At 61.2% G+C, this 18,962-nt stretch carries 32 protein-coding genes and 1 pseudogene; 1 reads left to right on the top strand and 32 read right to left on the bottom strand.

Translation table 11 applies throughout. From position 1 onward, the window contains the following. Positions 1 to 346: 346 nt before the first annotated feature. Positions 347 to 1,345 carry a porphobilinogen synthase gene (hemB, locus tag Q0L30_RS23410; protein ID WP_296662572.1) on the top strand — a complete coding sequence of 333 codons (999 nt, stop codon included), beginning with the start codon at positions 347 to 349 and terminating at the stop codon, positions 1,343 to 1,345. A 92-nt stretch (positions 1,346 to 1,437) separates the two neighbouring features. On the opposite strand, the gene dsbD is transcribed toward hemB, so the two are convergent. The 32 genes and pseudogenes from dsbD to Q0L30_RS23250 form a co-directional block, all read right to left on the bottom strand. Then, positions 1,438 to 3,345 (bottom strand): protein-disulfide reductase DsbD, encoded by a 1,908-nt coding sequence (gene dsbD / locus Q0L30_RS23405; RefSeq protein ID WP_296662582.1) that lies wholly within the window; start codon positions 3,343 to 3,345, stop codon positions 1,438 to 1,440. Further along, the gene (gene cutA / locus Q0L30_RS23400; RefSeq protein WP_296662577.1) at positions 3,338 to 3,649 is read right to left on the bottom strand and encodes a divalent-cation tolerance protein CutA; all 312 of its coding nucleotides are present in this window, start codon (positions 3,647 to 3,649) and stop codon (positions 3,338 to 3,340) included. The genes dsbD and cutA overlap by 8 nt, the downstream gene beginning before the upstream one ends. Before the next feature lie 226 nt (positions 3,650 to 3,875). Next, complete coding sequence (gene rplQ, locus Q0L30_RS23395; protein WP_296662568.1) at positions 3,876 to 4,271, bottom strand: 50S ribosomal protein L17; 396 nt, start codon at positions 4,269 to 4,271, stop codon at positions 3,876 to 3,878. Positions 4,272 to 4,400: 129 nt separating this feature from the next. Continuing rightward, on the bottom strand, positions 4,401 to 5,378 hold the full coding sequence (gene rpoA, locus Q0L30_RS23390; RefSeq protein ID WP_293039530.1) for a DNA-directed RNA polymerase subunit alpha: 978 nt from the start codon (positions 5,376 to 5,378) through the stop codon (positions 4,401 to 4,403). Positions 5,379 to 5,504: 126 nt separating this feature from the next. Beyond that, positions 5,505 to 6,128, bottom strand: a complete 624-nt coding sequence (rpsD, locus tag Q0L30_RS23385) for a 30S ribosomal protein S4 (RefSeq protein ID WP_296662563.1) — start codon at positions 6,126 to 6,128, stop codon at positions 5,505 to 5,507. Between the two features lie 163 nt (positions 6,129 to 6,291). After that, positions 6,292 to 6,696 carry a 30S ribosomal protein S11 gene (rpsK, locus tag Q0L30_RS23380; protein WP_017777173.1) on the bottom strand — a complete coding sequence of 135 codons (405 nt, stop codon included), beginning with the start codon at positions 6,694 to 6,696 and terminating at the stop codon, positions 6,292 to 6,294. 28 nt (positions 6,697 to 6,724) lie between these two features. Next, positions 6,725 to 7,090 (bottom strand): 30S ribosomal protein S13, encoded by a 366-nt coding sequence (gene rpsM, locus Q0L30_RS23375; RefSeq protein WP_028228144.1) that lies wholly within the window; start codon positions 7,088 to 7,090, stop codon positions 6,725 to 6,727. A 35-nt stretch (positions 7,091 to 7,125) separates the two neighbouring features. Further along, the gene (gene rpmJ, locus Q0L30_RS23370) at positions 7,126 to 7,242 is read right to left on the bottom strand and encodes a 50S ribosomal protein L36 (protein WP_027819338.1); all 117 of its coding nucleotides are present in this window, start codon (positions 7,240 to 7,242) and stop codon (positions 7,126 to 7,128) included. A 20-nt stretch (positions 7,243 to 7,262) separates the two neighbouring features. Next, entirely contained in the window at positions 7,263 to 7,481 is a 219-nt protein-coding gene (infA, locus tag Q0L30_RS23365) for a translation initiation factor IF-1 (RefSeq protein WP_004521905.1), read from the bottom strand. An 8-nt stretch (positions 7,482 to 7,489) separates the two neighbouring features. Further along, positions 7,490 to 8,836 carry a preprotein translocase subunit SecY gene (gene secY / locus Q0L30_RS23360; RefSeq protein WP_296662199.1) on the bottom strand — a complete coding sequence of 449 codons (1,347 nt, stop codon included), beginning with the start codon at positions 8,834 to 8,836 and terminating at the stop codon, positions 7,490 to 7,492. Between the two features lie 59 nt (positions 8,837 to 8,895). Beyond that, the gene (rplO, locus tag Q0L30_RS23355) at positions 8,896 to 9,330 is read right to left on the bottom strand and encodes a 50S ribosomal protein L15 (RefSeq protein WP_296662197.1); all 435 of its coding nucleotides are present in this window, start codon (positions 9,328 to 9,330) and stop codon (positions 8,896 to 8,898) included. Between the two features lie 30 nt (positions 9,331 to 9,360). Further along, the gene (gene rpmD, locus Q0L30_RS23350; protein ID WP_004202755.1) at positions 9,361 to 9,543 is read right to left on the bottom strand and encodes a 50S ribosomal protein L30; all 183 of its coding nucleotides are present in this window, start codon (positions 9,541 to 9,543) and stop codon (positions 9,361 to 9,363) included. A gap of 11 nt (positions 9,544 to 9,554) precedes the next feature. Beyond that, complete coding sequence (rpsE, locus tag Q0L30_RS23345; RefSeq protein ID WP_293039544.1) at positions 9,555 to 10,073, bottom strand: 30S ribosomal protein S5; 519 nt, start codon at positions 10,071 to 10,073, stop codon at positions 9,555 to 9,557. A 14-nt stretch (positions 10,074 to 10,087) separates the two neighbouring features. Continuing rightward, complete coding sequence (gene rplR, locus Q0L30_RS23340) at positions 10,088 to 10,453, bottom strand: 50S ribosomal protein L18 (RefSeq protein WP_028228149.1); 366 nt, start codon at positions 10,451 to 10,453, stop codon at positions 10,088 to 10,090. 12 nt (positions 10,454 to 10,465) lie between these two features. Beyond that, entirely contained in the window at positions 10,466 to 10,996 is a 531-nt protein-coding gene (gene rplF / locus Q0L30_RS23335; protein ID WP_296662016.1) for a 50S ribosomal protein L6, read from the bottom strand. An 18-nt stretch (positions 10,997 to 11,014) separates the two neighbouring features. Continuing rightward, positions 11,015 to 11,410, bottom strand: coding sequence for a 30S ribosomal protein S8 (rpsH, locus tag Q0L30_RS23330; RefSeq protein WP_296662015.1), 396 nt, complete (start codon positions 11,408 to 11,410; stop codon positions 11,015 to 11,017). Between the two features lie 14 nt (positions 11,411 to 11,424). Next, positions 11,425 to 11,730: a 30S ribosomal protein S14 gene (gene rpsN, locus Q0L30_RS23325; protein ID WP_293039551.1), complete on the bottom strand. Its 306-nt coding sequence runs from the start codon at positions 11,728 to 11,730 to the stop codon at positions 11,425 to 11,427. Positions 11,731 to 11,737: 7 nt separating this feature from the next. Continuing rightward, on the bottom strand, positions 11,738 to 12,277 hold the full coding sequence (gene rplE / locus Q0L30_RS23320) for a 50S ribosomal protein L5 (RefSeq protein ID WP_293045914.1): 540 nt from the start codon (positions 12,275 to 12,277) through the stop codon (positions 11,738 to 11,740). Positions 12,278 to 12,293: 16 nt separating this feature from the next. Then, complete coding sequence (rplX, locus tag Q0L30_RS23315) at positions 12,294 to 12,602, bottom strand: 50S ribosomal protein L24 (protein ID WP_296662014.1); 309 nt, start codon at positions 12,600 to 12,602, stop codon at positions 12,294 to 12,296. Positions 12,603 to 12,611: 9 nt separating this feature from the next. Beyond that, entirely contained in the window at positions 12,612 to 12,980 is a 369-nt protein-coding gene (gene rplN / locus Q0L30_RS23310) for a 50S ribosomal protein L14 (RefSeq protein WP_124152989.1), read from the bottom strand. Positions 12,981 to 13,358: 378 nt separating this feature from the next. Then, entirely contained in the window at positions 13,359 to 13,631 is a 273-nt protein-coding gene (gene rpsQ / locus Q0L30_RS23305; RefSeq protein ID WP_293038886.1) for a 30S ribosomal protein S17, read from the bottom strand. After that, positions 13,628 to 13,822 carry a 50S ribosomal protein L29 gene (rpmC, locus tag Q0L30_RS23300; protein WP_028228156.1) on the bottom strand — a complete coding sequence of 65 codons (195 nt, stop codon included), beginning with the start codon at positions 13,820 to 13,822 and terminating at the stop codon, positions 13,628 to 13,630. Before rpmC ends, rpsQ begins: the two co-directional genes overlap by 4 nt. Positions 13,823 to 13,832: 10 nt before the next feature. Next, the gene (rplP, locus tag Q0L30_RS23295) at positions 13,833 to 14,249 is read right to left on the bottom strand and encodes a 50S ribosomal protein L16 (protein WP_296662013.1); all 417 of its coding nucleotides are present in this window, start codon (positions 14,247 to 14,249) and stop codon (positions 13,833 to 13,835) included. Positions 14,250 to 14,251: 2 nt separating this feature from the next. Then, positions 14,252 to 15,046, bottom strand: a complete 795-nt coding sequence (rpsC, locus tag Q0L30_RS23290; protein ID WP_028213348.1) for a 30S ribosomal protein S3 — start codon at positions 15,044 to 15,046, stop codon at positions 14,252 to 14,254. Positions 15,047 to 15,057: 11 nt separating this feature from the next. Beyond that, a complete protein-coding gene (rplV, locus tag Q0L30_RS23285; RefSeq protein ID WP_090541985.1) occupies positions 15,058 to 15,387 on the bottom strand; it encodes a 50S ribosomal protein L22 in 330 nt (109 codons plus the stop codon). A gap of 12 nt (positions 15,388 to 15,399) precedes the next feature. After that, positions 15,400 to 15,675 (bottom strand): 30S ribosomal protein S19, encoded by a 276-nt coding sequence (gene rpsS / locus Q0L30_RS23280; protein ID WP_027797286.1) that lies wholly within the window; start codon positions 15,673 to 15,675, stop codon positions 15,400 to 15,402. A gap of 10 nt (positions 15,676 to 15,685) precedes the next feature. Then, positions 15,686 to 16,513: a 50S ribosomal protein L2 gene (gene rplB, locus Q0L30_RS23275; RefSeq protein ID WP_296662012.1), complete on the bottom strand. Its 828-nt coding sequence runs from the start codon at positions 16,511 to 16,513 to the stop codon at positions 15,686 to 15,688. A gap of 2 nt (positions 16,514 to 16,515) precedes the next feature. Then, positions 16,516 to 16,830 carry a 50S ribosomal protein L23 gene (rplW, locus tag Q0L30_RS23270; RefSeq protein ID WP_293036678.1) on the bottom strand — a complete coding sequence of 105 codons (315 nt, stop codon included), beginning with the start codon at positions 16,828 to 16,830 and terminating at the stop codon, positions 16,516 to 16,518. Continuing rightward, the gene (gene rplD / locus Q0L30_RS23265; RefSeq protein WP_296662011.1) at positions 16,827 to 17,447 is read right to left on the bottom strand and encodes a 50S ribosomal protein L4; all 621 of its coding nucleotides are present in this window, start codon (positions 17,445 to 17,447) and stop codon (positions 16,827 to 16,829) included. Before rplD ends, rplW begins: the two co-directional genes overlap by 4 nt. Beyond that, entirely contained in the window at positions 17,447 to 18,106 is a 660-nt protein-coding gene (gene rplC / locus Q0L30_RS23260; protein ID WP_296662010.1) for a 50S ribosomal protein L3, read from the bottom strand. Before rplC ends, rplD begins: the two co-directional genes overlap by 1 nt. A 234-nt stretch (positions 18,107 to 18,340) precedes the next feature. Further along, the gene (rpsJ, locus tag Q0L30_RS23255; RefSeq protein WP_296662009.1) at positions 18,341 to 18,652 is read right to left on the bottom strand and encodes a 30S ribosomal protein S10; all 312 of its coding nucleotides are present in this window, start codon (positions 18,650 to 18,652) and stop codon (positions 18,341 to 18,343) included. Between the two features lie 183 nt (positions 18,653 to 18,835). After that, positions 18,836 to 18,962 (bottom strand): annotated as a pseudogene (locus Q0L30_RS23250) (elongation factor Tu); the annotation flags it as partial.

Genomic DNA, 18,962 nt, shown 5'->3' with positions numbered 1-18,962 from the left:
TCGAAGAGTGGATCGTGCCCCAGGCCGACTCCGGCATCACCGAAGCGGCCTCGCCCGCGCCGTAATTTCTAACCGCGAGCGCGCGCAAACCCACATGACGGGATGCGCAAGGCCGCTCGCGCATCCTTGGGCGCCCGCCCGCCATCTATTTCGGCCGCACATAAAAAAACCCGCCGCAAGTGCCGGCGGGTTAAACAGCCTTATCGAAAAACGACAGGCACCCGCTCAGGGAGGAGAAGCGGGGAGTCTGGCGCTAGGCGCCTCGCTCGATCGGTATGATATACCATTGTCCTGAAAAGTTTCCTGCGCTCCATAGCGCATTCCGTTTCAGGATATCTCCGCCGACATGAGCTTCTATCCGCATCATCGTCCGCGCCGCATGCGCCGCGACGACTTCTCGCGCCGCCTGATGCGCGAAAACCTTCTCACCACCAATGACCTGATCTATCCCGTGTTCGTCGTCGCGGGCACCAACGTGCGCGAAGCCGTGCCGTCGATGCCCGGCGTCGAACGCGTGTCGATCGATCTGCTGATGGGCGTCGCCGAGCAGTGCGTCGAGCTGGGCATCCCGGTGCTCTCGCTCTTCCCCGCCGTCGATCCGGCGCTGAAAACGCCCGACGGCATCGAAGCCACCAACCCCGACGGCGTGATCCCGCACGCCGTGCGCGAGCTCAAGAAGCGCTTCCCCGATCTGGGCGTGCTCTGCGACGTCGCGCTCGACCCGTACACGAGCCATGGTCAAGATGGCGTGCTCGATGAGAACGGTTATGTCATTAACGACGAGACCGTCGAGATTCTCGTCGCGCAGGCGCGCACGCAGGCCGAAGCGGGTGTCGACATCGTCGCGCCTTCGGACATGATGGATGGTCGCATCGGCGCGATCCGCGAGATGCTCGAGAGCGAGAACCACATCCACACGAAGATCATGGCCTACTCGGCCAAATATGCTTCGGCGTTCTATGGACCGTTCCGCGATGCGGTGGGCTCGGCGTCGAATCTGGGCAAGGGCAACAAGATGACCTACCAGATGGACCCGTCGAACTCGGACGAAGCGCTGCGCGAAGTGCGCCTCGACATCGAGGAAGGCGCCGACATGGTGATGGTCAAGCCTGGCATGCCGTACCTCGACATCGTGCGCCGCGTGAAGGACGAGTTCCGCTTCCCAACCTATGTGTACCAGGTGAGCGGTGAATACGCGATGCTCAAGGCCGCTGCGCAGAACGGCTGGCTCGATCACGACAAAGTGATGATGGAGTCGCTGCTCGCGTTCAAGCGCGCGGGCGCGGACGGCATTCTCACGTACTTCGCACTCGACGCCGCGCGTCTGTTGCGCGAGCAGAAGTAAGCCGCGCGGCGCCCCGGTTCACCGGAGCGCCGCTGCAGTAAAAAAGGCACGTCGATTCGACGTGCCTTTTTCGTATCCGCTCGCCGCGTGTTTTACGACTGCGGCGCAGGCGGCGTGACCCGCGCGGCCACCTGATCCAGTCGCGCGAGGAACCGGTCCGCAGGCTCGTAACCCACGACGCGCAACACTTCGTGTCCCTTCGCATCGAAGAAGATGATGCCCGGCGGCCCGAACAGGCCAAAGCGCTTGAGCAGCGCCTGATCGTCCTTGTTGTTCGCCGTCACGTCCGCGCGCATCAGGCCGAGTTGCTTCAGACGCGCCGCGACGTGCGGGTCGCTGAACGTGAACTTCTCCAACTCCTTGCAGCTCACGCACCAGTCGGCGTAGAAATCGAGCATCGACGGCTTGCCTGCCGACCCGAGCGCGGCATCGAGCTGCGCGGGCGAGGCCACACGGGCGAACGGCAACGCGTCCGCATCCGGTGCGCCAGCCGCCGTGGACGCCGTGGCGCTCGCGCCACCCGCGCGCATGGCGAGTACGCCGAGCGGGCGCAGCGGATCCGTCGAACCCGCCGCGAGGCCGACCAGCAACGTCGCCGCCCAGATCGCAAACGCCGCGCCGACGCCGCGTCCGAGACGGCGCCAGACAGTCGCGCTCCCGGCATTCGGCGTGAACAGCCCGAGCGCCGCGGCGGCAAGCAGCAGCCAGAGTGCGGCGAGCAGCATCTTCGTGGTCGCGCCGAGCACCGGCCACACGATCCACAGCGCAGCCGCAAGCAGCACCACGCCGAAGAACACCTTCACGCCGTCCATCCAGCTGCCCGCACGCGGCAGCAGCGTACCCGCGCCGAAGCCGATGATCATGAGCGGCACACCAAGGCCGATGCCCATGGCGAAAAGCGCAGCGCCGCCGAGCACGGCGTTGCCCGTATGGGCAATGAACGCGAGCACGGCGAAGAGCGGCGCGGTCATGCACGCACCCACGACGAGCGCGGAGAGCGCGCCCATCGCGGCGACAGCGGCGAACTTGCCGCCCGAGCGCCCCTGCGAGGCGCGCGATGCGCCGTCCTGCCAGCGCTGCGGCAAGGCAATGTCGTACCCGGCGATCAGCGTGAGCGCGAATGCGGTGAGCAGCACAGCGAACGCGCCGAGCACCCACGGGTTTTGCAGCCACGCGCCCAGCGCCTGACCGACCATCGCCGCGACGACGCCCAGCACCGTATAGACGAGCGCCATGCCGAGCACATAGGTAAACGAAAGCGCGAAGCCGCGCGCGCGCGTCACGCGCGCCCCTTCGCCGACGATGATCGCCGAGAGGATCGGGATCATCGGATACGAGCACGGCAGGAGGCTCATCACCATCCCGGCGAGGAAATACAGGCCCACCACGGCGAAGAAGCCGCCGCCCTGGAGCAGCGACTGCGCGTAATCGGCGCTGGTCGCGCGCACGTACCACGGTTCATCGTTGTCTGCTGCGTTGCCTTGTGCCGCCGGTGAGTCCGCGGCGGGCTGCGCGGCATTGGCCGCCGCCCCCGGTCCGGCCGGTTGCAGCGCCGCACCACTCACGTGGAAGACATGCACGGCGGGCGGATAGCAGATGCCTGCGTCGGCGCAGCCTTGCGACGTCACGGCGAGATCGAACGGCCCGCTCGCGTCCTTCACCGGCACGCGGATCGTCAGTTGCCCCCGATAAATTTCCAGATTCTTCTGGAAGGTCGGGTCGAACTTGATGTGGCCCGCGGGCATTTCGGGCGTGCCGAGCGTAGCCGTGCCGCCGCGCGTCGCGAACACGAAGTGCTCGCGATACAGGTAGTAGCCATCGGCGACCTTGAAGTGAAGGTCGACTCCGCCAGGCTGCTCGGAAGCGCTGAAACCGAACGCCTGATCGGGCTCGAGTAGGTCGCCGTCAGCATGGGCGAGCGGCGCAAACGCAATAAGCGAGAGTAGCGCGACGAGGAAGGAGAACCCGGCGCGCAGGCGCCGTTCGAAGCGGTTAAACATGAATGGGACGCTGAGTTTCGGCATTGATCCACTGCCCGTAAGCGTTCGACGCCGTGACCTGCCACGCAAGGATCTCGGGCGTGTCATACGGGTGCTGTGCCTGGATGAACTCTTCGAGCTCGGCCGCGCGGGCGACGCTTGTCTTGAAGAGCAACTGGATTTCGTCGGCGGACTCGACTTTGCCCTGCCAGTGATACTGCGATTGAACTGCGCCAAGACGCGTGACGCATGCCGCCAGACGCTGATCGAGCGCCTGCGCGGCCAGCCGGTCGGCGGTCGCGGCGTCAGGCACCGTGGTCAGCATCAGGGTCACATTGAGGGTCACGGCAAAATCCGGCGCGAGGCGTACGCAGATCGTTATCGTACCACCGGGGCCACACCCGTTCCGTTAGTGGCTGGTGCGACAAGTCGCGCTCTCCGGGGGGCAAACAATCGGCAAACAGCCGCTGCGCGCGTTTATTCCCCGTCCAAAACAAAAAAGCCAGGCAACGCCTGGCTTTTTTGCATACGGCTCGAACGCCGCAGGAAGCTTATTCCGCTTCTTGCACGTTCTCGTCTTCTGCGACTTCCGGACGGTCGAGCAGTTCGACCAGCGCCATCGGTGCGTTATCGCCGACGCGGAAGCCGAACTTCAGGATGCGCAGGTAGCCGCCCGGGCGGTTCTCGAAACGCGGGCCGAGCACGTCGAACAGCTTCGCGACCGAGTCACGATCGCGCAGACGGTTGAATGCCAGACGGCGGTTTGCGAGCGACGGCTTCTTGCCGAGCGTGATGAGGGGCTCGACAACTTTACGGAGTTCCTTCGCCTTCGGCAGCGTCGTCTTGATGACTTCGTGCTCGATCAGCGAGTTGGACATGTTACGAAGCATTGCCAGACGGTGGCTGCTCGTGCGGTTCAGTTTCCGCAGACCATGACGGTGACGCATTTCAGTTTCCTTGGAACAGAGTTTTTGCCCAGCTCTTCTATCGCCTCGACATCAAGTGAGGCACGGGCCGGTACGTTAAAAAGGCAAGACGCGGATTCTAAAGGAAAATCCGCGTCCGTGCCACATTACTTACTTGTCCAACCCGGCCGGCGGCCAGTTTTCGAGCTTCATGCCGAGCGTGAGACCGCGCGAAGCGAGCACTTCCTTGATCTCGTTGAGCGACTTGCGACCCAGGTTCGGGGTCTTGAGCAGCTCGTTCTCGGTGCGCTGGATCAGGTCGCCGATGTAGTAGATGTTCTCGGCCTTCAGGCAGTTCGCCGAGCGAACCGTGAGTTCGAGGTCATCGACCGGACGCAGCAGGATCGGGTCGATCTGCGGTGCGCGCGACGGTGCTTCCGCAGCCGTTTCCGTGCCTTCCAGGGCAGCGAACACCGACAGCTGATCCACGAGGATGCGCGCCGACTGGCGGATCGCTTCCTCAGGCGAGATCACGCCGTTGGTTTCGATGTTCATCACGAGCTTGTCGAGGTCGGTACGCTGTTCGACACGCGCGCTTTCCACGGCGTAGCTCACGCGGCGAACCGGCGAGAACGAAGCGTCGAGCACGATGCGGCCGATGATCTTGGCCGATTCGTCGCCATAACGGCGCACGTTGCCCGGGACATAGCCACGGCCCTTTTCGACCTTGATCTGGACGTCGAGCTTGCCGCCCTTCGTCAGACGCGCGATCACGTGATCCGGGTTGATGACTTCGCAGTCGTGCGACAGTTCGATGTCGCCCGCCGTCACGACGCCTTCCGATTCCTTGCGCAGCGTAACCGTCACTTCGTCACGGTTATGCAGCTTGAACACCACGCCCTTCAGGTTCAACAGCAGGTTGACCACATCCTCTTGCACACCGTCGAGCGTCGAGTATTCGTGCACGACGCCTGCGATCGTCACTTCGGTCGGCGCGTAGCCCACCATCGACGACAGCAGCACGCGCCGAAGCGCGTTACCCAAGGTGTGGCCATAACCGCGTTCGAACGGCTCCATGACCACTTTCGCGTGGTTCTCGCCGAGCGATTCCACAGCGATGATCTTGGGTTTCAACAAACTGGTTTGCATAGGTTTTCCTTTTCAATACCCTCGGCTCGTTACACCGATAAGGCTGAGAATGGCAACAACCTGAAAATGAACAGCCGAGGACACCTCTCGCATAAAGCAAAGAGGCAACCCCGGCTGTCAATCCGATTAACGCGAATACAATTCGACGATCAGGCTTTCATTGATGTCGCCAGCGATGTCGCTGCGCTCCGGCACGCTCTTGAACGTACCTTCGAACTTCTTCGCGTCGACTGCGACCCAGCTCGCCATGCCGCCTTGCTCAGCCAGCGACAGAGCTTCGACGATACGAGCCTGCTTCTTCGACTTTTCGCGCACGGCAACGACGTCGCCTGCCTTCACTTGCATCGACGGAACGTTCGCGACGACGCCGTTCAGCGTGAGCGCCTTGTGGCTCACGAGCTGACGCGCTTCAGCGCGCGTCGACGCGAAGCCCATGCGGTAGACGACGTTGTCGAAACGCGATTCGAGCAGTTGCAGCAGGTTTTCGCCGGTGTTGCCCTTGCGGCGGTCGGCTTCCGCGAAGTAGCGGCGGAACTGGCGCTCGAGCACGCCGTAGATGCGCTTCACTTTTTGCTTTTCGCGCAGCTGCGTGCCGTAGTCCGACGTGCGCGCACCCGAGGTGCGGCCGTGCTGACCCGGCTTGCTGTCGAGCTTGCACTTGTCGGCGAGCGAGCGGCGGGCGCTCTTCAGGAACAGGTCGGTGCCTTCACGGCGGGACAGCTTGGCCTTCGGGCCGATATAACGTGCCACGTTACTTTCCTTCGATAATTGATCACGCGAGGGCTGGTGGGAAAACCCCGCCTTCGCGCTAGTCCGGTTCTTTGAACCGAACGGTGGGCTTAGTCAATTCAATAACGCCAAGCGCCTGCGGGCGCCGTTGCCGGCGTCACAGGCGCAAGGCAAAAGCGACGCCTTAGATGCGGCGGCGCTTCGGCGGACGGCAGCCGTTGTGCGGAACCGGCGTCACGTCGGAGATCGCGGTGATCTTGATGCCAAGACCATGCAGCGCGCGCACCGCCGATTCGCGGCCCGGGCCGGGGCCCTTGATACGCACTTCGAGGTTCTTCACGCCGTATTCCATCGCCACGCGGCCAGCCGATTCGGCTGCGACCTGAGCTGCGAACGGGGTCGACTTGCGCGAACCCTTGAAGCCCTGACCGCCCGAGGTTGCCCAGGCAAGTGCGTTGCCTTGACGGTCGGTGATCGTGATGATGGTGTTGTTGAACGACGCGTGAACGTGAACTACGCCCTCGGCGACGTTCTTCTTAACCTTCTTGCGAACGCGTTGCGCCGCGGTGTTGTTCGAAGCCTTAGCCATTACGTTTTCCTGTAACTATCAGATCCGCTTACTTCTTCAGCGACTGTGCTGCGCGGCGCGGACCCTTGCGCGTGCGCGCATTGGTACGCGTACGCTGGCCACGCAGGGGCAGGCCCTTGCGATGGCGCACGCCGCGGTAGCAGCCGAGGTCCATCAGGCGCTTGATGTTCATCGTCACTTCACGGCGCAGATCGCCTTCGACGACAAACTTGCCCACTTCCTCACGCAGCTTTTCCAGATCCGCGTCGTTCAGGTCCTTGACCTTCTTGTCAAACGGCACACCGGCGGACACGCAGATGTTGCGCGAACGCGTGCGGCCGATACCGAAAATTGCGGTCAGGCCGATTTCGGTGTGCTGGTGGTTCGGGATGTTAACCCCTGCGATACGAGCCATTGTTTTTCCTCAAACAAAAAGCGCAAGCGCGCTGATCAGCCTTGACGCTGCTTGTGGCGCGGGTCCGAACTGCAGATCACGCGAACGACGCCGTTGCGCTTGATGATTTTGCAGTTGCGGCAAATGCGCTTTACCGATGCCATCACTTTCATGATATTACCCTTTTTCTAAATCACTTCGCCCGGAACACGATCCGCGCACGCGACAGATCGTAAGGCGTCAATTCAACCGTCACCTTGTCGCCCGGAAGAATGCGGATGTAGTGCATCCGCATCTTTCCGGAAATATGACCCAGCACGACATGGCCGTTCTCCAGCTTCACCCGGAAGGTCGCGTTGGGGAGGTTTTCGATAACCTCACCCTGCATCTGGATTACATCGTCTTTGGCCATAGGTCCTTTCAACGCATCGGGACGCCGCCGCCCTTGAAGTTTGCCTTCTTGAGCAGCGATTCATATTGTTGCGACATCACGTACGACTGCACCTGCGCCATGAAGTCCATTGTGACGACGACAATGATCAGCAGCGACGTTCCACCAAAATAAAACGGCACGTTCCAGCGAAGCACCAGGAATTCCGGCAGCAGACAAACGAACACGATATAGAGCGCACCGGCCAGCGTCAGACGCGTGAGGATGCGGTCGATATAGCGTGCCGTCTGGTCGCCAGGGCGGATACCCGGCACGAACGCGCCACTCTTCTTCAGGTTGTCAGCCGTTTCCCTGCTGTTGAACACCAGTGCGGTGTAGAAGAAGCAGAAGAACACGATCGCCAACGCGTACAGCAACACGTACACGGGTTGACCGGGCTTGAGGGCTTCGGCCACGTTGTGCAGCGTGTCTGCGAACCAGCTGGATCGCGACCCCGAACTGAACCAGTTCAGAATGGTTGCCGGGAACAGGATGATCGACGATGCGAAGATCGGCGGAATCACGCCCGACATGTTCAACTTCAGCGGCAGGTGGGACGACTGCCCGCCGTAAATCTTGTTGCCGACCTGACGCTTCGCATAGTTCACGAGGATCTTGCGCTGGCCGCGTTCGATGAACACCACCAGGTAAGTCACCGCAGCAATCAGCACGACGACCAGGATCGCGGAGAACGGCCCCATCGAACCGGTCTGGACCAGCGAGAACAGCCCGCTCACCGCATTCGGGAAGCCCGCTGCGATGCCGCCGAAGATGATGATCGAGATGCCGTTGCCAAGGCCGCGTTCCGTGATCTGCTCACCGAGCCACATCAGGAACATCGTGCCGGTCACGAGCGTAACGACCGTCGTCAAGCGGAACACCATGCCCGGATCGATCACGAGCCCCGGCTGGTTTTCCAGTGCAATCGCGATACCGAATGCCTGGAACGTCGCCAGTACCACCGTGAAGATCCGCGTGTACTGCGTGATCTTGCGTTGTCCAGCCTGCCCTTCCTTCTTCAGCGCTTCCAGCTGCGGCGAGACGATCGCCATCAGCTGCAGGATGATCGACGCCGAGATATACGGCATCACACCCAGCGCGAAAATCGTGAACCGCTGCAGTGCGCCACCCGAGAACATGTTGAACATGCCAAGGATGCCGCCCGACTGGCTCTGGAAGAGCTTCGCCAGCTGCTCCGGGTCGATGCCCGGAACCGGAATATGCGCGCCGATGCGATAAACGACCAGCGCCAGCAGCAGGAACACTGCACGCCGACGCAGGTCGCCGAACTTCGGTGCGCTGCGACCGGTTTTTGCGAGACTCGGGCTGTTAGCCAAGTAGCTTCTCCGATGCAGATGCTAGTGACGGCGGGCAAGCCCGCACGCACCACTCACAATCACTCGGCAAAAGAGCCGCCCGCTGCTTCGATCGCAGCACGCGCACCCTTCGTCGCACCCAGACCCTTCACGACGACCTTGCGCTTGATCTCGCCGGTGGCGATGATCTTCGCGCTGCGGGTCAGTTCGCCCACGAGGCCAGCCTGCTTCAGCGCCAACAGATCGATTTCGTCGACCGGCAGCGTTTCCAGGTCGGAGAGGCGCACTTCACCCACGAATTCCTTCGTGAGCGACGTGAAGCCACGCTTCGGCAGACGACGCTGCAGCGGCATTTGACCGCCTTCGAAGCCAACCTTGTGGAAACCGCCCGAACGCGATTTCTGACCCTTGTGACCACGGCCAGCGGTCTTGCCGAGGCCGGAGCCGATGCCGCGACCGACGCGACGCTTTGCGTGCTTCGCGCCTTCTGCCGGCTTCAGGTTATTCAATTCCATTTTCAACTCCTGGAGACTTTGGTCGACCGCTTAGCCGATGACCTTAACGAGGTACGAGACCTTGTTGATCATGCCGCGCACGGCCGGCGTGTCCTGCAGCTCGGAAACCGAGTTCAGGCGGCGCAGGCCGAGGCCGCGCACGGTGGCGCGGTGCGATTCGCGGGTCCCAATCAGGCTCTTGACGAGCTGAACCTTGACAGTTTTTTCAGACATGGTGCCCACCCTTAGCCCAGAATTTCTTCGACGGACTTGCCGCGCTTCGCCGCGATGTCTGCCGGGGTCGACTGCTTGCGCAGGCCGTCCAGCGTCGCACGGACGAGGTTGTACGGGTTCGTCGAACCGTGGCTCTTCGCCACGACGTTCTGCACGCCCATCACGTCGAACACTGCGCGCATCGGGCCGCCGGCGATCACGCCGGTACCGCCCTTCGCCGGAGCGAGGAGGACCACCGAGGCGCCGTGCTTGCCGTGCACTTCGTGTTGCAGGGTGCCGTTCTTCAGGGGCACCTTGAACATGTTGCGGCGAGCCTGCTCCATTGCCTTCTGGACAGCGACCGGCACCTCCTTCGCCTTGCCCTTGCCCATACCGACGCGGCCATCACCATCGCCAACCACGGTCAGTGCGGCGAAGCCGAGAATACGGCCACCCTTCACGACCTTGGTCACGCGATTGACCGAAATCATTTTTTCGCGAAGGCCGTCGTCGCGCTCGTCAGCCTGAACTTTCGCTTGCATCTTTGCCATGACGAATTCCTTCCTTAGAACTTGAGCCCGGCTTCGCGCGCAGCCTCAGCCAGCGCCTTGACGCGGCCGTGGTAGCGGAAACCTGAGCGGTCAAAGGCGACGGATTCGATGCCGGCGGCCTTGGCCTTTTCTGCGATACGCTTGCCGATCAGCGTGGCAGCGGCGACGTTGCCGCCCTTGCCCGATTGGTCAGCCAGTTGCGCACGCACTTCGGCTTCGAGCGTCGACGCGCTGGCGAGCACCTTGGTGCCGCACGGCGAGAACACTTGCGCATAGATGTGCGTGTTCGTGCGATGCACGGCCAGACGCGCGACCTGCAGCTCAGCGATCTTGAGACGCGTCTGACGAGCGCGGCGCAGGCGAGATTGAGTCTTATCCATGATTGCGCACCCTTACTTCTTCTTCGTTTCTTTGAGGATCACAACCTCGTCGGCGTAACGCACACCCTTGCCCTTATAGGGCTCAGGCGGGCGATAACCGCGCACTTCGGCAGCGGTTTGGCCGACTTTCTGCTTGTCGATCCCCTTGATCACGATTTCCGTTTGCGACGGGGTTTCGGCCTTCACGCCTTCGGGCATCTGATGCACCACCGGGTGCGAGAAACCCAGCGACAGGTTCAGCTTGTCGCCTTGCGCCTGAGCGCGGTAACCGACGCCAACCAGCGTCAGCTTGCGCTCGAAACCCTTCGTCACGCCTTGCACCATGTTCGCGACGATCGCGCGCATCGTGCCCGACATCGCATTGGCTTCGCGGCTTTCGTCGGTCGGCTCGAACTTCAACGTGCCGTTGTCGTTCACCACCTTGACGAGGCTGTTCGCAGCCTGCGAAATCGTACCCAGCGGGCCCTTGACGGTAATCTTCTCGTCGCTGAGCGTCGCCTCTGCGCCTTGCAGCGCGATCGGGCTCTTACCTACTCGAGACATGTTTCTTCTCCTTCGGCGTTAAGCGACGTAGCAGATGACTTCGCCGCCCACGCCAGTGGCGCGAGCCTTGCGGTCCGTCATCACACCCTTCGGCGTCGACACGATCGCAACGCCGAGGCCGTTCATGACCTGCGGGATGTCGTTGCGGCCGCGGTACACGCGCAGACCAGGCTTCGAGACGCGCTCAAGGCGCTCGATGACCGGACGGCCGGCGTAGTACTTCAACGCGATGTTCAATTCCGACTTTGCGCCTTCGCTCTTCACTGCGAAGTCGTCGATATAACCTTCGTCCTTCAGGACCTGCGCGATCGCAATCTTGACTTTCGACGAGGGCATTTGCACCGAAACCTTCTCGACCATCTGCGCATTGCGGATGCGAGTCAGCATATCGGCGATAGGATCACTCATGCTCATTTATGTTTCTCCTATTACCAGCTCGCCTTGGTGACGCCAGGGATCTCACCACGGAACGCGATTTCACGAATCTTGTTGCGTGCGAGACCAAATTTGCGGAACGTGCCACGCGGACGGCCCGTCAGCGCGCAGCGATTACGCTTGCGGGTCAGGCTCGAGTTGCGCGGCAGTTGTTGCAGTTCGAGGCGAGCTGCGTAACGCTCTTCGTCCGACTTGCTTTGGTCGTCGATGACTGCCTTCAGCGCTGCGCGCTTCGGTGCATACTTCGCCGCCAGACGGGCGCGCTTCTTTTCACGTTCGATCAGTGCCAGTTTAGCCACGGTAACCTCAGTTTCTGAACGGGAACTTGAAGCCGGCGAGCAGTGCCTTTGCTTCTTCGTCGGTCTTCGCAGTCGTCGTGATGCTGATGTTCAGCCCACGCAGCGCGTCGATCTTGTCGTAGTCGATTTCGGGGAAAATGATCTGCTCTTTCACACCGATGTTGTAGTTGCCGCGGCCGTCGAACGCCTTGCCCGACACGCCACGGAAGTCGCGCACGCGGGGCAGCGCAACCGTCACGAAACGATCGAGGAATTCGTACATGGCCTGGCCACGCAGCGTGACCATCGTGCCGATCGGATAGCTTTCGCGGATCTTGAAACCGGCGATTGCCTTGCGCGACTTCGTCACGACGGGCTTCTGGCCAGCGATCTTCGTGAGATCGCCAACAGCGTGATCGAGGACCTTCTTGTCAGCAACGGCTTCACCGACACCCATGTTCAGGGTGATCTTGGTGAGGCGCGGCACTTCCATGATCGACTTGTAACCGAACTTCTCGATCAGGCCCGGAACGACCTTCTCTTTATAAAATTCTTGCAAACGTGCCATTTTTTACTCCGCAGCGTCAGGCGCTCAGGACAGCACCGGTCGTCTTCAGGAACCGAACCTTCTTGTCCCCTTCGACCTTGATGCCGACACGCGAAGCCTTGCCATTCGCGTCGACGAGTGCGACGTTCGAAATGTGCAGCGGCATCGCCTTGGCTTCCACGCCACCAGTCGTACCCTTCATGGGGTTCGGCTTCACATGCTTCTTAGCGATGTTGAGGCCTTCGACGATCACGCGCTCTTCACCAACGGCCAGCACGACACCGCGCTTGCCCTTGTCCTTGCCGGTGATGACGATGACTTCGTCACCCTTGCGAATCTTGTTCATCGCGACTCCTTACAGCACTTCCGGCGCAAGCGAAACGATCTTCATGAATCGCTCGCTACGCAGCTCACGCGTGACCGGCCCGAAAATGCGGGTGCCGATCGGCTCAAGCTTGGTGTTCAAAAGCACGGCGGCGTTGCCATCGAACTTGATCAGCGAGCCGTCCTGACGGCGCACGCCCTTGGCGGTACGAACCACAACAGCGTTGTAGATTTCGCCCTTCTTCACGCGCCCGCGCGGCGTTGCTTCCTTGACGGTCACCTTGATGATGTCGCCAATGCTGGCATAACGACGCTTCGAGCCGCCGAGCACCTTGATGCACATGACTTCACGCGCACCCGTGTTGTCGGCCACTTCAAGCCGAGATTCGGTCTGGATCATGGTTTATCTTTCCCAACTTAATCCGGCTGCACCACCATGGCACACCCGGTCAGTCTTGGTCCCGTCAGCCGCGCCGCCACTAGAACGACCGCTCAGCTGCTTGGGTAAGAACAGCAGCGACGGCAAACGAAACCGGCCATCGCATTCCGGTGAATCTTGCAGATCCGGACTGGCGCCCGCACCCGCGTTTTACAGATTCCCACCTACTTTCGCCTGCTGCTTTGCCAACAGCAAACCCATAAAGAGGGAAGTCCAAGATTGTATCGAGACAATCTTGGACTTGCAAGCGAAATCTGTAGCGATTTCAACAACTTCTACTACCGCGCATCAGGCCGGGGCATGAAGCCCCGGATGAGGCGCTTCCAGGGGATTGCTCCCTTAGATGATGCGAGCAGCTTCGACCAGCTTCGACACGGTCCAGGCCTTCGTCTTCGACAGCGGACGGGTTTCCTGGATTTCGACGAGGTCACCCTCGTTGTACGTGTTCGACTCGTCGTGTGCGTGGTACTTCTTCGACTGCACGACGTACTTGCCGTAGATCGGGTGCTTAACGCGGCGCTCGACCAGAACGGTGACCGTCTTGTCCATCTTGTTGCTGACGACCTTGCCGACCAGCGTCCGCTTAAGCGAGGTTTTCACGCTATCGTTCATTTCTGGTTCGCCTTCTCAGTCAGGACGGTCCGCACACGTGCGATGTCGCGACGAACCTTCTTCAGCTGGCTCGTGTTCGTGAGCTGCTGGGTCGCGAGTTGCATGCGCAGGCCGAATTGCGCCTTCAAGAGGTCCGACAGCTCCTGGTTGAGCGCGGCCTTGTCTTTCTGGTGAAGTTCAGAAGCCTTCATCATTCACTCCTTAGGAGCCGAGCTGGCGAACCATGAAGACCGTCTTCAGCGGCAGCTTCGCTGCAGCCAGACGGAAGGCTTCACGGGCCAGTTCCTCGGTCACACCATCCATTTCGTACAGCATCTTGCCCGGTTGGATCTCGGCGACGTAGTACTCCGGGTTACCCTTACCGTTACCCATACGTACTTCAGCCGGCTTTTGCGAGATCGGCTTGTCCGGGAAAATGCGGATCCAGATGCGGCCGCCGCGCTTGATGTGACGCGTCATTGCACGACGCGCCGCTTCAATTTGACGCGCGGTCAGGCGGCCGCGACCGATAGCCTTCAGACCGTAGTCACCGAACGAAACTGCGTTGCCGCGCGTTGCGACGCCGGTGTTACGACCCTTCTGCTCTTTGCGATACTTCCTGCGTTTCGGTTGCAGCATCGTTATTCTCCACTCTTGCCGTCACCGCCAGCCGCGCCACGGCGCGGTGCGCCACGACGGGCGCCCGGTGCGCCTTCACCATCACGACGCGGGCGACGATCGCCCGGGCGCGCGTTGCGGCGCGGACGCTTTTCTTCGGCGACTTCTTCCACCACCGGTGCGTCGTTGCGGCCGAGCGTGTCGCCCTTGTAGACCCAAACCTTCACGCCGATGATGCCGTACGTCGTCTTCGCTTCCGAAGTTGCGTAGTCGATATCGGCACGCAGCGTATGAAGCGGCACGCGACCTTCGCGGTACCACTCGGTACGTGCGATTTCGATACCGTTCAGACGGCCGGCGCTCATGATCTTGATGCCCTGGGCACCCAGACGCATCGCGTTCTGCATCGCGCGCTTCATCGCGCGGCGGAACATGATCCGGCGCTCGAGCTGTTGCGTGATCGAATCGGCGATCAGTTGCGCATCGGTTTCCGGCTTGCGGATTTCTTCGATGTTGACGTGAACGGGCACGCCCATGCGCTTTTGCAGTTCGGCCTTGAGGAGTTCGATGTCCTCGCCCTTCTTGCCGATCACCACACCCGGACGCGAGCTGTAAATCGTGATACGCGCGTTCTTTGCCGGACGCTCGATCACAACACGGCCCACCGAAGCGTTCTTCAGCTTCTTCTTCAGGTATTCACGAACACCGATGTCTTCCTTCAACATCGCCGCGAAATTGTTGTTGTTCGCGTACCAGCGCGACGCCCAATTGCGGCTGACGGCCAAACGGAAGCCAGTCGGATGAATTTTCTGTCCCATCGTATGGCTCCTTAATTCCCGACCGTCACAGTGATGTGACAGGATTGCTTCTCGATGCGGTTACCGCGACCCTTTGCGCGTGCGGTGAAACGCTTCAGCGAAGCAGCCTTGTCGACATAGATGCTCTTGATGCGCAGCTCGTCGATATCGGCGCCTTCGTTGTGCTCAGCATTGGCGATCGCCGAGAGCACAACCTTTTTCACGATGCCAGCCGCTTTCTTCGGCGAGAACGTCAGAACGTTCAGTGCCTTGTCGACCGGCAGACCGCGGATCTGGTCAGCCACAAGGCGCGTTTTCTGCGCCGAGATGCGGGCACCGCGATGAATTGCCTTCACTTCCATCTTGATTGCCCCTTATTTCTTGGCCTTCTTGTCGGCCGCGTGACCCTTGAACGTCCGGGTCAGTGCGAACTCGCCAAGCTTGTGGCCGACCATGTTTTCCGTGACATACACGGGAACGTGTTGACGGCCGTTGTGAACGGCGATCGTCAGGCCGATGAAGTCCGGCAGGATCGTCGAACGACGCGACCAGGTCTTGATCGGTTTCTTGTCGCGTGTAGCTGCAGCCGCCTCAACCTTCTTCAGCAAATGGGCGTCGCAGAACGGACCTTTCTTGATAGAACGTGCCATTGCCTACTCCTTAACGCTTGTGACGGCGCTGGACGATCATGCTCGTCGTGCGCTTGTTGCTGCGGGTGCGATAGCCCTTCGTCGGCGTGCCCCACGGGCTCACCGGATCGCGACCTGCAGCCGTGCGGCCTTCACCACCACCGTGCGGGTGATCGACCGGGTTCATTGCAACGCCGCGCACCGTCGGGCGGATACCGCGCCAGCGGTTCGCGCCAGCCTTGCCGATCTGGCGCAGGCTGTGCTCTTCGTTGCCGACTTCACCGATCGTCGCGCGGCACTCGACGTGCACGCGGCGGATTTCGCCCGAACGCAGACGAACCTGCGCGTACACGCCTTCGCGTGCGAGCAGCATGGCGGACGTGCCAGCCGAACGCGCCATTTGCGCGCCCTTGCCCGGCAGCATCTCGATGCAGTGGATCGTCGTACCGACCGGGATGTTGCGGATCGGCAGCGTGTTGCCTGCGCGGATCGGAGCTTCCGAACCCGACATCAGTTGCTGGCCAACCGTCGCACCCTTCGGAGCGATGATGTAGCGGCGCTCGCCGTCTGCGTACAGAACCAGCGCGATGTTCGCGCTACGGTTCGGGTCGTACTCGAGACGTTCGATCTTTGCCGGAATGCCGTCCTTGTTGCGACGGAAATCGATCACGCGGTAGTGATGCTTGTGACCGCCACCCTGGTGACGCGTCGTCACGTGACCGTTGTTGTTACGGCCGGCCTTCGAGAATTGCTTCTCGAGCAGCGGCGCGTACGGTGCACCCGTGTGAAGATCCTTGTTGACGATCTTCACCATCGCGCGGCGACCCGGCGAAGTCGGCTTAACTTTCACGATTGCCATGATTACTTGGCCTCCGCTTCAAAGTTGATTTCCTGGCCGGGCTTCAGGCAGACGTAGGCCTTCTTCACGTCCTTGCGGCGACCCAGGAAGCGGCCAAAACGCTTGTTTTTGCCCTTCTGGACCAGCACGTTGACGGAATCGACTTCCACCTTGAACATCAGCTCGACAGCAGCCTTGACTTCCTGCTTGGTCGCGTCCGGCGCGACTTCGAACACTACCTGTTCGTTTTTCTCAGCCACCAGCGTCGCCTTTTCGGAGATCACCGGCGCGAGCAGGACCTGCATCAAACGATGATCGTTCTTGCGAATCTCGCTCATGACAGCAACTCCTCGATCTGGGCGACCGCAGCCTTCGTGATCAGAATCTTCTTGAAGTAGATCAGCGAGAGCGGGTCGGCGTAACGCGGCTCAACGACTGCCACGTGGGGCAGGTTGCGCGACGCGAGATACAGGTTCTCGTCGACCGTGTCGGTAATGACCAGCACGGATTGGAGACCCATGGCCTTGAACTTTTCGGCCAGCAGCTTCGTCTTCGGCGCTTCGAGGGAGAGGTCCTCGACGACCGAGATGCGGCCTTCGCGGGCCAGCTGCGAGAAGATCGAGCAGAGACCTGCGCGATGCATCTTCTTGTTGACCTTGTGCGAGAAGTTTTCTTCCGGCGAATTCGGGAAAATGCGACCACCGCCGCGCCACAACGGGCTCGACGACATACCGGCACGAGCACGGCCCGTACCCTTCTGGCGCCACGGCTTCTTGGTGGTGTGCTTGACCTGCTCGCGATCCTTCTGAGCGCGGTCGCCGCTACGTGCGTTCGCCTGGTAGGCGACGACGATCTGGTGGATCAGGGCTTCGTTGTAGTCACGGCCGAACACGACGTCCGACGCGTTGACCGCAGCACCTTCCTGACCATTGGCATTCAGGAGCTTCAGTTCCATTATTGCGCTCCTTTCTTCACGCGGGCCTTGACCGCCGGCGTCACGAAAACCTTGCCGCCCTTGGCGCCCGGAACGGCACCCTTCACGAGCAGCAGCTTGCGCTCTGCGTCGATACGTGCGATTTCGAGGTTTTGCACCGTTACGGTTTCGTCACCCATGTGACCGGTCATGCGCTTGCCCGGGAACACACGGCCCGGATCCTGCGCCATACCGATCGAGCCCGGCACATTGTGCGAGCGCGAGTTACCGTGCGAAGCACGGCCCGAGGCGAAGTTGTAACGCTTGATGGTACCGGCGTAGCCCTTACCGATCGACACGCCCTGCACGTCGACCTTCTGGCCTTCTGCGAAGAGATCCACACCGATCACGCCGCCAGCGGACAGCTCGGCAGCCTTGGCGGCGTCGATCTGGAATTCCTTGAGGATTTCACCGGCTTGAACGCCGGCTTTGGCGAGATGACCTGCGAGCGGCTTCGTCACGCGCGATGCACGGCGCGTACCGAACGCAACCTGAACGGCCGTGTAGCCGTCGGTTTCAACAGTCTTGATCTGCGTCACGCGGTTGTCGGACACGTCCAGCACGGTAACGGGAATCGAGTCCCCATCGGCCGTGAAGATACGGGTCATGCCAACCTTGCGACCTACGAGTCCAAGGCTCATCGTTTTCTCCATTCCCGACTGCGATTGGTCGGGGCTAATTTACAAAGTGCCGGTGCTTGTTCGCCGCCATTTCACGCGCTTTTGCACGTTATTTCATGCAAAACCACGTGAAAGGGACACACCAGCTTTTTGCGCAAATGCGCGAAAAGACGTCAAGTATAACGCCCTCTCTCGTTTTCCGCAAGCAATCAAAGACTTAGCGCCGCCCGGCGATCCGGGCAGCGCCTGAGACCCTTACTGCAGCTTGATTTCGACGTCCACACCAGCCGGCAGATCGAGCTTCATCAGCGCGTCGACGGTCTTGTCCGTCGGGTCGACGATGTCCATCAGGCGGAGGTGGGTACGGATTTCGAGCTGGTCGCGCGACGACTTGTTCACGTGCGGCGAACGCAGGATGTCGAAACGCTGGATGCGCGTCGGCAGCGGCACCGGGCCGCGGACGATTGCACCGGTCCGCTTCGCCGTGTCGACGATCTCGGCAGCCGACTGGTCGATCAGGCGATAGTCGAAAGCCTTCAGGCGAATACGGATTTTCTGGTTCTGCATGACGATTCCTTGAAAAGAGCGAGGCGGACTTGCGCCGCCAGACTAGATAAAGAGCAAAGGAGCGGGCCATGCGACGGGAGCCGGCGCTTCAAGCACCAATTCCCGTCGACGGGCGGAGAGCCGTGGCCCGATCCCGGATACATCCACTTCAACTTCTACTGCTGTTACAGCAAACCAGCGATTTTACTCGATGATCTTGGCAACGACACCGGCGCCGACGGTACGGCCACCTTCGCGGATTGCGAAGCGCAGACCTTCTTCCATGGCGATCGGGGCGATCAGCTTCACCGTGATCGACACGTTGTCGCCC

The organism is Paraburkholderia sp., assembly GCF_024281035.1.
Lineage (GTDB): Bacteria > Pseudomonadota > Gammaproteobacteria > Burkholderiales > Burkholderiaceae > Paraburkholderia.
This window is presented reverse-complemented; position numbering and strand designations above follow the sequence as displayed.

Excerpts from the sequence above, each read along its gene's own strand:
- rpmJ (WP_027819338.1), bottom strand. The coding sequence starts at position 7,242 with ATGAAAGTGATGGCATCGGTAAAGCGCATTTGCCGCAACTGCAAAATC.
- rplW (WP_293036678.1), bottom strand. The coding sequence starts at position 16,830 with ATGAGCGAGATTCGCAAGAACGATCATCGTTTGATGCAGGTCCTGCTC.
- rplX (WP_296662014.1), bottom strand. The coding sequence starts at position 12,602 with ATGAACAAGATTCGCAAGGGTGACGAAGTCATCGTCATCACCGGCAAG.
- rplO (WP_296662197.1), bottom strand. The coding sequence starts at position 9,330 with ATGGAATTGAATAACCTGAAGCCGGCAGAAGGCGCGAAGCACGCAAAG.
- rpoA (WP_293039530.1), bottom strand. The coding sequence starts at position 5,378 with ATGCAAACCAGTTTGTTGAAACCCAAGATCATCGCTGTGGAATCGCTC.
- dsbD (WP_296662582.1), bottom strand. The coding sequence starts at position 3,345 with ATGTTTAACCGCTTCGAACGGCGCCTGCGCGCCGGGTTCTCCTTCCTC.
- rpsQ (WP_293038886.1), bottom strand. The coding sequence starts at position 13,631 with ATGAACGATAGCGTGAAAACCTCGCTTAAGCGGACGCTGGTCGGCAAG.
- infA (WP_004521905.1), bottom strand. The coding sequence starts at position 7,481 with ATGGCCAAAGACGATGTAATCCAGATGCAGGGTGAGGTTATCGAAAAC.
- rpsM (WP_028228144.1), bottom strand. The coding sequence starts at position 7,090 with ATGGCTCGTATCGCAGGGGTTAACATCCCGAACCACCAGCACACCGAA.
- rpsS (WP_027797286.1), bottom strand. The coding sequence starts at position 15,675 with ATGGCACGTTCTATCAAGAAAGGTCCGTTCTGCGACGCCCATTTGCTG.
- rplN (WP_124152989.1), bottom strand. The coding sequence starts at position 12,980 with ATGATCCAGACCGAATCTCGGCTTGAAGTGGCCGACAACACGGGTGCG.
- rpsC (WP_028213348.1), bottom strand. The coding sequence starts at position 15,046 with ATGGGACAGAAAATTCATCCGACTGGCTTCCGTTTGGCCGTCAGCCGC.
- rpsK (WP_017777173.1), bottom strand. The coding sequence starts at position 6,696 with ATGGCTAAGGCTTCGAACAACACCGCGGCGCAACGCGTTCGCAAGAAG.
- rplD (WP_296662011.1), bottom strand. The coding sequence starts at position 17,447 with ATGGAACTGAAGCTCCTGAATGCCAATGGTCAGGAAGGTGCTGCGGTC.
- rplR (WP_028228149.1), bottom strand. The coding sequence starts at position 10,453 with ATGGATAAGACTCAATCTCGCCTGCGCCGCGCTCGTCAGACGCGTCTC.
- cutA (WP_296662577.1), bottom strand. The coding sequence starts at position 3,649 with ATGCTGACCACGGTGCCTGACGCCGCGACCGCCGACCGGCTGGCCGCG.
- rpsE (WP_293039544.1), bottom strand. The coding sequence starts at position 10,073 with ATGGCAAAGATGCAAGCGAAAGTTCAGGCTGACGAGCGCGACGACGGC.
- hemB (WP_296662572.1), top strand. The coding sequence starts at position 347 with ATGAGCTTCTATCCGCATCATCGTCCGCGCCGCATGCGCCGCGACGAC.
- rpsH (WP_296662015.1), bottom strand. The coding sequence starts at position 11,410 with ATGAGCATGAGTGATCCTATCGCCGATATGCTGACTCGCATCCGCAAT.
- rpmD (WP_004202755.1), bottom strand. The coding sequence starts at position 9,543 with ATGTCTGAAAAAACTGTCAAGGTTCAGCTCGTCAAGAGCCTGATTGGG.
- rplE (WP_293045914.1), bottom strand. The coding sequence starts at position 12,277 with ATGGCACGTTTGCAAGAATTTTATAAAGAGAAGGTCGTTCCGGGCCTG.
- rpmC (WP_028228156.1), bottom strand. The coding sequence starts at position 13,822 with ATGAAGGCTTCTGAACTTCACCAGAAAGACAAGGCCGCGCTCAACCAG.
- rplB (WP_296662012.1), bottom strand. The coding sequence starts at position 16,513 with ATGGCAATCGTGAAAGTTAAGCCGACTTCGCCGGGTCGCCGCGCGATG.
- rplC (WP_296662010.1), bottom strand. The coding sequence starts at position 18,106 with ATGAGCCTTGGACTCGTAGGTCGCAAGGTTGGCATGACCCGTATCTTC.
- rplF (WP_296662016.1), bottom strand. The coding sequence starts at position 10,996 with ATGTCTCGAGTAGGTAAGAGCCCGATCGCGCTGCAAGGCGCAGAGGCG.
- rplP (WP_296662013.1), bottom strand. The coding sequence starts at position 14,249 with ATGCTGCAACCGAAACGCAGGAAGTATCGCAAAGAGCAGAAGGGTCGT.
- rplQ (WP_296662568.1), bottom strand. The coding sequence starts at position 4,271 with ATGCGTCACCGTCATGGTCTGCGGAAACTGAACCGCACGAGCAGCCAC.
- rpsJ (WP_296662009.1), bottom strand. The coding sequence starts at position 18,652 with ATGCAGAACCAGAAAATCCGTATTCGCCTGAAGGCTTTCGACTATCGC.
- rplV (WP_090541985.1), bottom strand. The coding sequence starts at position 15,387 with ATGGAAGTGAAGGCAATTCATCGCGGTGCCCGCATCTCGGCGCAGAAA.